Here is a 12015-nt window from a genome sequence, read left to right as displayed (position 1 = left end):
GCCCGGCGGGGCGCGGTGGGCAGGAGCAGCCCGAGCCCCCACGCGGACGCCGTCCCCACCCGGGCGCTGGTCATCTGTGCCGTGTTCATGCCCCCAGCCAACCCCGCCGGTCGGTCCCGGCGGGTCGGCCGGCGTGCTCAACCGCTCTGGGTGCGCATGCTCAGCGCCCGCTCCACGATCGCTTCCAACTGGTCGTGGTGCGCGCCCTTCCAGTACGCCCGGCCGCAGGAGGTGCACTGGGCGAAGACGTCGTAGGAGCGTTGGGTGCCGTGCTTGAGCTGGGCGGCGACCTCGTCCTTGGTGGCCTGTCTGAGCAGGCCGTTGCAGGCCGTGCAGCGGGTCCAGGGGCGCAGCTCGGGGGCGAAGCGGTCGAGGACGTCGTGGAGCTGGTCGTCGGGGCGGGTGCTGTAGACGAACGCGCCGGCCCACAGTTCCCGGCGGCGCAGCAGCCCCCGGTCGCGGCTGAGCATGACCCGCTTCTCGGCCGCCGAGCGGGCGGCGAGCGCCGGGTCGCCGATGTCCGTCGACTCGTACGCCGTGTCCACGCCGAGCAGCCGCAGCCGGCGGGCCAGCGTGCCGAGGTGGACGTCGAGGAGGAACCGCAGGGGTGCGCCGGGCACCCGCTGGGGGCGCCCCACCGGCCGTACGACCAGTCGCTCGGCCGGCTTCGGGACGTGCGAGGGCGGGACCTCGCGGCCGTCCACGACCAGCGCGCCGACCTCGGTGAGCGGTACCCCGAGGGACTCGACGACATGGCCGAGGGACGAGACTCCGTCGGTGACGAGCGTCCGGCGCGGTCTCCGCTGGACGAACAGGGCCAGCTCGGGGGCGAACTCGACGTGGATCTCGGGACCGTTCACCCGGTCAGGATGTCACGGGAGTGGGCCGGGACTTCAGGGATTTCCGGCGGGGAGGCCGTGCTCCAGGACGTCCAGGGCGCGGTCCAACATGTCGCGCAGGTCGTCCTGGAAGCCGTTCTCCGCCCAGGCCAAGTTGGCCTCCATCAGGCCGCCGACGAGGGACATCGCGTAGACGCGCACTTCGAGGCTGTCCGCGGCCAGTCCGGAGCGTTCGGCGAGGGCCACGCGCAGCAGGCGTCCGGTTTCCGCCATGCTCTCGACCATCCGGGACCGGACGGCGGGGACCTGGACCGCGAGGTGCGCCCGCACCCGCACCATGTCGGGGGCCTCCGCCATCATCGCGTCGATGGCCTTGTGCATCACGTGCCGTACCGAGTCCATCCACGGCTCTCCCGCGGGCCGGGCGCGCAACTCCTCCAGCATCAGCGGGTCGTACTCGTCCGTGAGGACGATGTCCTCCTTCGTCGGGAAGTACCGGAAGACGGTCGACGGTGACACCTCGGCCCGGTCGGCGATCTGGTCGATCGTCGTGGCGTCGTAGCCCTGCTCCTCGATCAGCGCGTAGGTCGCGGCGCGGATCGCCTCGCGGGTCTTGATCTTCTTGCGTTCACGCAGGCCCAGCGGGGGGCGGTCGGCGGGGGAGAGCGGGGAACGTGCGGGCGTCATGCCGGTCATTGTCCGGCATCGGCCGTGGTGGGGGCCACGGCCGGGGACTCCTCCCGCGCCGTGCGCCGGGCGGCCGGTGCGTTCGGCAGGAGCAGCGCCGCGAGCAGGGCGGCCACCAGGGCGGCGACCGCGCACACCAGCAGCACCAGGGTCATGCCGTGCACGTAGGAGGCGTCCGCCGAGGCCGCGAGACGGGCCGAGCCGGTCCTGGCGGCGACCAGGTGGGCGGCCACCACGGACTCCCCGGCAGTGTGCGCGGCGGCGGAGGGCAGCCCGGTCACGTCGAGCCGGTCCCGGAACGCGCCCGCGAGGAGGCTGCCGAGGAGCGCGATGCCGATGGCGCCGCCGACCTGGCGGAGCGTCATCAGCAGCCCTGACCCGCTGCCGGCCCGGTCGGCGGGCAGGGCGCCGAGGGCGCCGTCCATGGCCGGGACGACCGAGAAACCGAAGCCGATGCCGGTGATCGACAGCCACAGAGCGGTGAAGCCGTAGCCGGAGTCCACCGTCGTACGGCTGCCCAGCAGCGCGGCGAAGGCGAGCACCACCAGACCCGCGCTGACCACGGCCCGGGCGCCGAACCGGGCGACGACCGGCTGGGCGCCCCGCGCCGCCACCAGCAGTCCGCCCATCATCGGCAGCAGCCTCAGGCCGGTGCCGAACGCGTCGTTGCCGAGGACGGCCTGGAGGTACTGCGGCAGCACGAACATCAGGCCGGACAGCACGAACATCACCAGGGTCGCGGCGAGGGTGTTGAGCAGGAAGCCGCGCCGGCCGAGCAGGGCCATGTCGAGCATGGGGCGCACCGCCCGGCGTTCGCGCAGCACCAGTCCGGTGAGGAGCACGGCGGACGCGGCGGCCGTGCCCAGCACCAGGGGGTCGGCCCAGCCCCGCTCGGGCGCCTCGATGATCGCGTAGATGAGGGCGCCGAGGCCGGTCGCGGTGAGCGCGGTGGACGGGACGTCGACCTTCGGGGAGGCGGGGTCGCGGGTCTCGGGGAGCAGGAACACGCAGGCGGCGATGCCGATCGCGGCCATCGGCAGGTTGATCAGGAAGACCGAGCCCCACCAGAAGTGGTCGAGCAGCCAGCCGCCGATGATCGGGCCGAGCGGCATGCCGAGCGCGGAGGCGGCGGAGATCAGGCCGACCGCCTTGGTGCGCTCGTCGGGGCCGAACAGCGAGGGCAGCACGGAGAGGGCGAGCGGCATGATCAGCGCGGCGCCGACGCCCATGACCGCGCGTGCGGCGATCACGGCGTTCACGTCGCCGGCCAGTGAGCCGAGGAGTGAGCCCGCCAGGAAGACGCCGAGTCCGGTGACGAGCATCCGGCGGCGCCCGAACCGGTCGCCCAGCAGACCGGCGGGCAGCATCAGCGCGGCGAAGACGACGACGTACGCGTCCGCCATCCACTGTTGCTGGCCGGTGGTGGCACCGAGCTGCTCCGCCATGGTCGGCAGGGCGACGTTGAGGATCGTCGTGTCGAAGCCGAGCACCAGCATGCTCGCGACCAGGGCCCCGAGGGCCCACCAGCGGCGGGGATCACGCCGCGCACCGTCGTCCTGAATGACAGTTTCCATGAAATGAAAGTAACTTTCAAAATAATGAGACTGTCAATCTTTGAGGCGTGCCGAAGTGCGCCGAGGAGTGTCGGGGCATGAAAAACGGCCACGGCTCAGACGAGCCGTGGCCGGAGAAGGCGGGGTGGAAGGGCTACGCGTGCTGGTACGCCACCAGCGAGATCCCGACGTAGTGGACGACGAACGCGGCGAGCGTGAAGGAGTGGAAGACCTCGTGGAAGCCGAACCAGCGCGGTGACGGGTTAGGGCGCTTGATGCCGTAGATCACGCCGCCGGCGCTGTAGAGCAGGCCGCCGGCGACCACCAGGATCAGCACCGCGATGCCGCCCGTGCGCAGGAAGTCGGGCAGGAAGAAGACGGCTGCCCAGCCCATCGCGATGTAGCAGGGCGTGTAGAGCCAGCGCGGGGCGCCGACCCAGAAGACGCGGAAGACGATGCCGGCCGCCGCGGCGGCCCAGATGCCCCACAGCAGCCACTGGCCCTTGGCGCCGGGCAGGAGCAGCAGGGTCAGCGGGGTGTAGGTGCCCGCGATGATCAGGAAGATGTTGGCGTGATCGAGGCGGCGCAGCACGCCGTCCATGCGCGGGCTCCAATTGCCCCGGTGGTAGAGCGCGCTGACGCCGAACAGGAGGCAGGCGGTCAGGGCGTAGATGCCGCAGGCGACGCGGCCTCTGGTCGAGTCGGCGAGTGCGGTGAGTACGAGTCCCGCGATGAGTACGGCCGGAAACATGCCGAGGTGCAGCCAGCCACGGAGCCTGGGCTTGACCGGATGCGGCAGGGAGAGCGCCACGGGGCCACGGCCGGCGGCCGGCGTGTCCGAGGGCGCGTCGGAGGCGGACGCAGTCATGGCCGCATGGTACCGACGCTGCCGTAAGTCACTCGTCAATGCACGTTCAATCAAGTCATCCGGCAAAAAGTCCTTCAGCTGAACCCAACGTGGACGCAAAGAGTCGTGGTAACCGTGGGATTCCTCACGCTGCTCACTTGTGATGCCCTCTGGACAGATGGGCACTAGACTCGGATGATCAAATGAGTGCGGTCGGCACCGGATGAGCAGGCTACGAAGCATCCGGGTCGCGGCCCCCACGGGGCGAGAACACAAAAAATCCCTCACTTAGGAGCAATCGTGGCGCGCGACATCGCGGCTCCCACCGTCGTCCCCACCAACCACCAGGAACTGATCTCGTGGGTCAACGAGATCGCCGAACTGACGCAGCCGGACAGCGTGGTCTGGTGTGACGGCTCCGAGGCCGAGTACGAGCGACTGTGCGAGGAGCTGGTCGCCAAGGGAACGTTCAAGAAACTCGACCCGGTCAAGCGCCCGCACTCCTACTACGCCGCCTCCGACCCGTCCGACGTCGCGCGCGTCGAGGACCGGACCTTCATCTGCTCGGAGAAGGAGGAGGACGCGGGCCCGACCAACCACTGGAAGGCCCCCGCCGAGATGCGGGAGATCTTCACCGGCGACCAGGGCCTGTTCCGGGGCTCCATGCGGGGCCGGACCATGTACGTCGTGCCCTTCTGCATGGGCCCGCTCGGCTCCCCGCTGTCCGCGCTGGGCGTGGAGATCACCGACTCCGCCTACGTCGCCGTCTCGATGCGCACGATGACGCGCATGGGCCAGGCCGTCCTGGACGAGCTGGGCGACGAGGGCTTCTTCGTCAAGGCCGTCCACACGCTCGGCGCCCCGCTGGAGCCCGGCCAGGAGGACGTCCCCTGGCCCTGCAACCAGACCAAGTACATCTCGCACTTCCCCGAGTCGCGCGAGATCTGGTCCTACGGTTCCGGCTACGGCGGCAACGCCCTGCTCGGCAAGAAGTGCTACGCCCTGCGCATCGCCTCCGTCATGGCCCGCGACGACGGCTGGCTCGCCGAGCACATGCTGATCCTCAAGCTCACCCCGCCGCAGGGCGAGTCCAAGTACGTCGCCGCCGCCTTCCCCTCGGCCTGCGGCAAGACCAACCTCGCCATGCTGGAGCCCACCGTCTCCGGCTGGACGGTGGAGACGATCGGCGACGACATCGCCTGGATGCGGTTCGGCGAGGACGGCCGGCTGTACGCGATCAACCCCGAGGCCGGCTTCTTCGGCGTCGCGCCCGGCACCGGCGAGCACACCAACGCCAACGCGATGAAGACCCTGTGGGGCAACGCGGTCTTCACCAACGTCGCGCTCACCGACGACGGCGACGTGTGGTGGGAGGGCATGACCGAGGAGCCCCCGGCCCACCTGACCGACTGGAAGGGCAACGACTGGACGCCGGACTCCGCGACCCCGGCCGCCCACCCCAACGCCCGCTTCACCGTGCCGGCCTCGCAGTGCCCGATCATCGCCCCCGAGTGGGAGGACCCGAAGGGCGTGCCGATCTCGGCGATCCTCTTCGGCGGGCGCCGCGCGACGGCGGTGCCGCTGGTGACGGAGTCCTTCGACTGGAACCACGGCGTCTTCCTCGGCGCCAACGTGGCCTCCGAGAAGACCGCCGCGGCCGAGGGCAAGGTCGGCGAGCTGCGCCGCGACCCGTTCGCGATGCTGCCGTTCTGCGGTTACAACATGGGCGACTACATGGCCCACTGGGTCGACGTCGCCAAGGACAAGGACCGGTCCAAGCTGCCGAAGATCTACTACGTCAACTGGTTCCGGAAGAACGACGAGGGCCAGTTCGTCTGGCCGGGCTTCGGTGAGAACTCCCGGGTCCTGAAGTGGATCGTGGAGCGGCTGGAGGGCAGGGCCGAGGGCGTCGAGACCCCGATCGGCATCCTGCCGGCGAAGGGCGCCCTGGACACCGAGGGCCTCGAACTCTCCGACTCCGACATGGAGTTCCTGCTCACGGTCGACAAGGAGGTCTGGCGCGAGGAGGCGGCGCTGATCCCCGGGCACCTCGAAACCTTCGGCGACCACACCCCGAAGGAACTGTGGGACCAGTACCGGGCGCTGGTGGAGCGCCTGGGCTGAACCGCCTGGGCTGAACCGCCCACCGATGACTCCGCGGCCGGTCGCCGTGCCCTGACCAGCGATCGTCACGACCGGCCGCGGTGAACGACCCGCCGGGCCCCGCACAACGGCGTGCGGGGCCCGGTCGCGTACCCCCCTCGCGACGGACGGTCCGCGCCCGGGCGCCACGGCACCGGCACACGGTGCACGTCAGGCGCTGAGCTCGCCGTCCCCCGTCCGGCCCCGGTCCTCCAGGTACCTGGTGTGGGACTCCTGACGGCGGGCCTCGGCCTCGCCGAGCTCCGCCGCCAGCCGCTCGGCCTCCTGCCGCAGCAGGTCGAGCTGGCGTTCCAGATGGCGTTCGGGCGGCTCGGTGCCCGGTGCCAGCCGCGTCCACCAGCGGGTGCGGACGAAGGCGTCCACGGCCTCCGGGATGTCCTGCCGCACCGCCCGGGAGACGGTGTGCACGCCCTCCGGGTCCTGGGCGAGCGCCTCGGCGACCCAGCCCGGTTCCAGCAGCGCGCCCAGCAGCCCGGTCAGTCCGCCCAGCCGGGTGGCGGCCTCGGGCGGCAGGTCGACGTCCGTGAGGTAGCCGCCGAGCCGGCCGAAGTCCGCGCGGACCTCCTCCAGTTGGGCCGACGGGCTCGGGAAGTCCGGCGGGGCGGGCCGCTCCGGAGGGGCGATGAGCGCGCCCGCGCCGTAGAGCCCGGCCACCACGACCGGCCAGTACGGTCCCGCGACCCCGGCGAAGGTCAGCACCAGGCCGAGCAGCCCGCAGGCGCTCCCGGTGAGGTTCTTGCGGGACTCCAGGTAGCCGAGGACCTCACTGGTAGCCACGGATCTCCTCGAAGGCGCCGTCCAGCGAGCCCTGCCGGGCGTCGAAGAGCCGGCCGCCGGTCAGGTCGGCGATGTGCTGGAGTTCGGAGCGGGAGGAGTCTCCGAACAGGATCGGGAAGACCGGGATGTCCTGCCGGTCGCGGCCGAGGGCGCGGTAGAAGCCGTCGAAGTCGCCCGCCTCGTCGCCCGCGGTGTTCTCGCCGTCGGTCATCAGCACGATCGAGGTGAACGTGTCACGGTCGGTGCCGAGATGGTCGTACGCCTGCTCCAGCGAGGTGTAGACGGCGGTCCCGCCGTCGGCGTGGAGCGCGTCGGTGTCCCGGCGGATCGCGGCCAGGCCGGCCTTCGGGTCCTTCGGGTCGACGACGTGGGTGCGCACGCTCTTCACCTCCGAGCCGAACGGCATCAGCGTCACCTCCTCCCGGTCCCGGAAGTCGCCGGTGAGCCCGGCCAGCGCCTTCTTCAGCGCCGCGAGCCGGTCACCCTCCATGGAGCCGGAGGTGTCCAGGACGTACACGGTGCGGGAGGGGCGGCGCAGTTCGTTCTCGTACGAGTCCAGCAGCCCGTCGGCCACCGAGCGGCTGCCCGGGAAGGGCAGTTCACGGCGCCGGCCGGTGTCGAGACCGGCGGCGGGCCGCACCGACGGGACGACCGGACGGCGGTGGGTGGTGTCGGTGATCAGCTTCTGCACGGCGTCGGTGCGCAGGTCCGCGGTCACCTTGCGGACGTCCTCGCGGGTGCGGGCGTCGGTGGAGGCGAGCGAGGAGAACGGGTAGTCGGCGGTGACGACGCCGTCGCGGGGGCGGATCACGGTGAGGCCCGGGATGCCCTTGAGGACGGACTCGTAGTTGAGCAGGGCGTCGACGGTGCCGCGCCGCCGGTAGGCGGTGGCGAGCCAGCCCGACGAGCCCGAGGTCAGCTTCTGCCCCTGGAAGAACTCCTTCAGCCGGGGCGTCGCCTTCGCCACGTCGGCGTCGGTGAGCGCGGACTGGGCGCCGGAGAGGGCGGAGGCGACCGAGACCAGCGTGGCGAAGCCGGAGTTGGAGCGGGCCGGGTCGGTCATGCCGTAGGTGAGCTTCCCGTCCTGGACGGCCTGTTCCACCTGGGACCAGGTCACCTCCTCCGGCTTCCAGCCCAGCTCCCGCACGGTGGCCGTCCTGACGCCGATGGCGACCGGGCTGGACATGACCGGCGTCTCGGACACCACCCTCTTCGCCGCGTCGGGCCGCAGTCGCAGGTAGTCGTCCGAGGAGAGCCACAGCGCGTCGTACGCCCCGTCCGCCTTGCCCCGGGCCAGCAGGTCGACGGCGTCCAGGGTGCCCATGTAGGTGGGCCGGACGGTGATGCCGGTGTCCTCGCGGACGCGGTCGAAGACGGCGGTCATGTCGCTGAGTTCGCTGGAGGCGAGGACCCGGAGGGTGCCGGGCCTCGGCGCGTTCGAGTCGTCCTCCGCCTTCTGCGAGGTGCACGCGCTCAGCAGGCCGGCGGTGACGGCGAGCGCGGCGAGCAGGGACCGTCGTCTCATCCGAGGCCCCCCTCCAGGGCGCCCTGGGCGCGGCTGCGCTCCAGGTGGGCGGAGGCGCTGTGCAGTTCGTCCGTGAGGGACTGGACGGTGCTCGCCATGACCTCGGTCGCCTGGACCTTGTAGCTGTCGATGGCGTCGAGGGTGCGGTAGATCTGCTGGAAGGCGGCGCGCAGGGTCTCCGCGCCGACCGCCGGGTCGGCGGCGATGCGCTGGATCTCGCCGCTCTGCGTGGCGAGCATCTCGGCGTTGCCCCGGATGAGGTCCTCGGTGGTTCCGCGCAACGCGTTGACCTGCTCGACGACCTTCTTCTGGCTGTCCAGGGCGGAGGCCAGCATCACGGAGATGCGCAGCGCCGAGACGGTCGTCGTGGCGGCCCGGTCGACGCCCTTGATCAGCTCGTCGTTGTTGCGGCGTACGACGTCCATGGCGAGGTAGCCCTGCGCGCACACCGCGAGCTGGGTGAGCAGGTCCTGGTGCTTCTGCCGGACCGGGAAGAGCACGTCGGCGCGGAGGGCGTCGGCCTCCTGCGGGTCACCGACCCCGGCGATGTGCTCCTCGACGGCGGTGTCCAGGGCCTGGGTGAGCACGACGTACTCCTGGAGCTTGCCCATCGTCTCCCACAGCCGGACCCGCTCGGTCTGCAACGCGGCGTTGTCCCGGCGCAGTTCGTCCTGCCCGCCGCGCAGCGCGCCCACGATCCGGTTCAGGTTGCCCTGCGCGGAGGCGTACTTGGCGAGGTGGTCGCGCAGTCTGTTGCCGCCGGGCAGCCGGGACAGGAACCTGCGGCCCTTGTTCGCGGGCAGGTCCCGCGGGTCCAGGTCCTCCACCACCCGGCGCAGTTCCACGAGCGAGCCGGCCACTTTGCCCTGGGCGTCCCCGCCCTTGTCGGGCAGGCTGCGCACGGCCCGCTCCAGCATGCGGTTGGACTGGACGGCGGCGGTGCGCATCTCACCGGCGCCGAGCGCGGTGATCTCGCCGACCTTGCCCGCGAACGCGGGCGAGCGGGCGTCGAGCGCGGCGAGCTGCTCGACGAAGGCGGCGGCCTTGCGGGCCATGTCGGTGCGCACGCCGTCCTCGACGGGCACCAGGCCGCCGGCCTTCTCCTTGGGCACGGGTGCCACGGGATCGGGCGGGGTGAGCCGGAAGTCGCTGTCGGTCATGTGGGTCCCCCGTGTCATCCGCGGGCCCGGCGGGCCATCTCGTGCAGCACCGCGGAGGTGGGCACGGGTGCCTGCCGGACACCGGTGAGCTTCTGGTTGAGGTAGTCGGCGCGGTCGGCGGTGGCCGCGACGAACTCGGCGGCGTCGCCCTGCGGCCGGAATCCGTGCCGGACGGCGAGCTTGCGCAGGGTCGGGTCGGTGCTGAGCAGTTCCCCGAGCGCCCGGCCGTCCGCGTCGAGCGGTACGACGGTGTGGTCGCTGTTGACGGTGGTGTCCGGGTACAGCACCACCAGGTCGTCCACGCCGTGCCGCTCCGTGAGGAGCGCCGCGACCTGCGACTCGTACACCAGCACCAGCGGGTTGCCCGCGCCGCTGACGAAGTCCCGGAACACCGCGTCCGTGCTGGACTGCTGGGCGCCCTGGACGCTGACCAGCTTGTGCAGCAGGGGAGCGGTGCGGTCGAGGTCCGCCTTGCCGGCGACCACCTTGCCGCCGTTGGCCACGTAGGAGGCGGCGGCGAGGTAGAGGGCGCCGGAGTTGGAGGACTCGGGGTCGGTGCTGGCGATGTACAGGGTGCCCGTCAGCTCGCCGTGGGCCTTGGCGCCCTTGAGCCGCTGCCAGGTGCGGTCGTGCCGGGCGGCGTCGACATAGGCGCCCGTCCTCAGCGTGCCGCGGCTCTTCCCGTCGAGCACCGCCAGCCCGTTCGCGGCGAGCACGTCGGCTGCGGCGCGGTGCGCCACGACGACGAGCGGCGAGTAGAACGGCCGGGGCAGCGGCTCCTGGACGTGGTACTTCCGCGCCAGCTGGTCGGCGGGTGCCTGGCTGGACGGGAAGGCGAAGTCGTACCCCTTGAGGTCCAGCCCCTCCATGGCCCAGGACCCGGAGGCCTCGGCCTTGACGGTGTAGCCCTTGGCGGCGAGGGCCTTCACCACATCGGGATCGGCGAAGAAGTCGGCCTTCTCCGATCCGATCACGCCACGCACGGTCTTCGTTGCCGTGCCCTTGTCCTCTCCTTGCCGGCCCGCGACGACGGCGGCCACCACGCCACCGATCAGCAGAACCGCGAGGACGATTCCCGCGATACGTCTCACGCCGGGGAGCGTGCTCCCGGAACCCCAAGTTCCGCGCGCGCCGAGATGAACGGGGGGTGACGTCCCGTTCCCGGTATGCAACCGGAGGTCACCCCTCCGGAATAGGGCGGCGGCGTGTGTGTCCGGAATGGGGGCGGCAGCGTGTGTGTGGGGGGGCGATGGCGCAGGACGCCGGTCACCCTCGCCCCGCCGCGACGGCGCCCGGCCCCCACCCGCCTGACCGGCGGCGGTCTGCACGGCGCCCGGCCCTACCTGCCCGACCGGCGGTCTGCGCGGCGCCCGGCCCCCACCTGCCTGCCCGGCGGCGGTCTGCAGGGCGCCCGGCCCCCACCTGCCTGCCCGGCGGCGGTCTGCGCGGCGCCCGGCCCTACCTGCCCGACCGGCGGTCCGCGCGGTGCTCGATCCCCACCTGCCCGACCGGCGGTCTGCGCGGCGCCCGGCCCTCACCTGCCTGACCGGCGGTCTGCGCGGTGCTCGATCCCTACCTGCCCGACCGGCGGTCTGCGCGGCGCCCGGCCCCCACCTGCCTGACCGGCGGCGGTCTGCGCGGCGCCCGGCCCTACCTGCCCGACCGGCGGTCTGCGCGGTGCTCGATCCCCACCTGCCTGACCGGCGGTCTGCGCGGCGCCCGGTCCTCACCCGCCCGACCGGCGGTCTGCGCGGCGCCCGGCCCCCACCTGCCTGACCGGCGGCGGTCTGCACGGCGCCCGGCCCTACCTGACCGGCGGCGGTCCGCGCGGTGCTTGATCCCCACCTGCCCGACCGGCGGTCCGCGCGGTGCTCGATCCCCACCCGCCCGACCGGCGGTCTGCACGGGGCCCGGCCACACGGCAGATGACAACGCACGGCACCCCACACCCCGGCCCAGGCCGAGCGCAGCGTATGGCGCCCGGTCCGCGCGTCGCTGCGGGTGCGCGCGGACCGGGGCCGATCGGGGGACCCCGGCAGGGGTCAGGCGGTGCTGAGTTCCTTCGGGTCGGCGGACAGCGCGGCGGTGTGCGCGTCCATCCGCTCGGCCGAGAGGATCGCCACCGCCGTGTCGGCACGCGACGCGGCGACCACGAGCGCGCGCCCGGCGAGGGCGTGCGCGCGCCGGTGCAGGGCGACGGGGTCACCGGCCGCGGCCGGCGCCGCCCGCAGGGGCGTACGTCCTCCCCGCAGCCGGGCCACCTGCGCCGCGAGGCGCTCCGCGGCCGTGTCCAGGTCGGGGGACGGGGTCAGCGCGCGCAACTCGTCGGTGACGGTGAGCAGCGCGGCGAGGTGCCCGGCGAGCTGGATGTCCAGCTCCTCCTCGCGCGACCGGTGGGGGAAGTCCGAGGCGGTGCCGGCCATCGTGCTGTGGACCGACTTGGTGCGGATCGGCTCGTACATGG

10 protein-coding genes are annotated in these 12015 nt (G+C 72.4%); 1 reads left to right on the top strand and 9 read right to left on the bottom strand.

Translation table 11 applies throughout. The features are described from left to right. Nucleotides 1-137 precede the first annotated feature (137 nt). The 4 genes from ACH4LD_RS32280 to ACH4LD_RS32265 all read right to left on the bottom strand — a co-directional run bounded on the left by ACH4LD_RS32280 (nucleotide 138) and on the right by ACH4LD_RS32265 (nucleotide 3947). Nucleotides 138-860 carry a Mut7-C RNAse domain-containing protein gene (locus ACH4LD_RS32280; protein ID WP_398057649.1) on the bottom strand — a complete coding sequence of 241 codons (723 nt, stop codon included), beginning with the start codon at nucleotides 858-860 and terminating at the stop codon, nucleotides 138-140. Between the two features lie 33 nt (nucleotides 861-893). After that, complete coding sequence (locus tag ACH4LD_RS32275; protein WP_398057650.1) at nucleotides 894-1535, bottom strand: TetR/AcrR family transcriptional regulator; 642 nt, start codon at nucleotides 1533-1535, stop codon at nucleotides 894-896. Further along, nucleotides 1532-3100: an MFS transporter gene (locus tag ACH4LD_RS32270; RefSeq protein WP_398057651.1), complete on the bottom strand. Its 1569-nt coding sequence runs from the start codon at nucleotides 3098-3100 to the stop codon at nucleotides 1532-1534. The genes ACH4LD_RS32275 and ACH4LD_RS32270 overlap by 4 nt, the downstream gene beginning before the upstream one ends. Nucleotides 3101-3233: 133 nt before the next feature. Beyond that, entirely contained in the window at nucleotides 3234-3947 is a 714-nt protein-coding gene (locus ACH4LD_RS32265) for a hemolysin III family protein (RefSeq protein ID WP_398057652.1), read from the bottom strand. A gap of 279 nt (nucleotides 3948-4226) precedes the next feature. On the opposite strand from ACH4LD_RS32265, the gene ACH4LD_RS32260 reads away from it, so the two are divergent. After that, on the top strand, nucleotides 4227-6050 hold the full coding sequence (locus ACH4LD_RS32260) for a phosphoenolpyruvate carboxykinase (GTP) (RefSeq protein ID WP_398057653.1): 1824 nt from the start codon (nucleotides 4227-4229) through the stop codon (nucleotides 6048-6050). Nucleotides 6051-6239: 189 nt separating this feature from the next. Here ACH4LD_RS32260 and ACH4LD_RS32255 read toward each other — a convergent pair whose 3' ends face one another. The 5 genes from ACH4LD_RS32255 to ACH4LD_RS32235 form a co-directional block, all read right to left on the bottom strand. Beyond that, the gene (locus tag ACH4LD_RS32255; protein WP_398057654.1) at nucleotides 6240-6866 is read right to left on the bottom strand and encodes a hypothetical protein; all 627 of its coding nucleotides are present in this window, start codon (nucleotides 6864-6866) and stop codon (nucleotides 6240-6242) included. Further along, a complete protein-coding gene (locus ACH4LD_RS32250; protein ID WP_398057655.1) occupies nucleotides 6853-8391 on the bottom strand; it encodes a substrate-binding domain-containing protein in 1539 nt (512 codons plus the stop codon). Before ACH4LD_RS32250 ends, ACH4LD_RS32255 begins: the two co-directional genes overlap by 14 nt. Next, entirely contained in the window at nucleotides 8388-9551 is a 1164-nt protein-coding gene (locus ACH4LD_RS32245) for a toxic anion resistance protein (RefSeq protein ID WP_398057656.1), read from the bottom strand. Before ACH4LD_RS32245 ends, ACH4LD_RS32250 begins: the two co-directional genes overlap by 4 nt. 14 nt (nucleotides 9552-9565) lie before the next feature. After that, complete coding sequence (locus ACH4LD_RS32240; protein ID WP_398057658.1) at nucleotides 9566-10642, bottom strand: hypothetical protein; 1077 nt, start codon at nucleotides 10640-10642, stop codon at nucleotides 9566-9568. A 951-nt stretch (nucleotides 10643-11593) separates the two neighbouring features. After that, on the bottom strand, nucleotides 11594-12013 hold the full coding sequence (locus ACH4LD_RS32235) for a hypothetical protein (RefSeq protein WP_398057659.1): 420 nt from the start codon (nucleotides 12011-12013) through the stop codon (nucleotides 11594-11596). Nucleotides 12014-12015: the final 2 nt, after the last annotated feature.

The sequence above is a fragment of the Streptomyces sp. NPDC017676 genome (assembly GCF_044329325.1).
Classification (GTDB): Bacteria; Actinomycetota; Actinomycetes; order Streptomycetales; family Streptomycetaceae; genus Streptomyces.
This window is presented reverse-complemented; position numbering and strand designations above follow the sequence as displayed.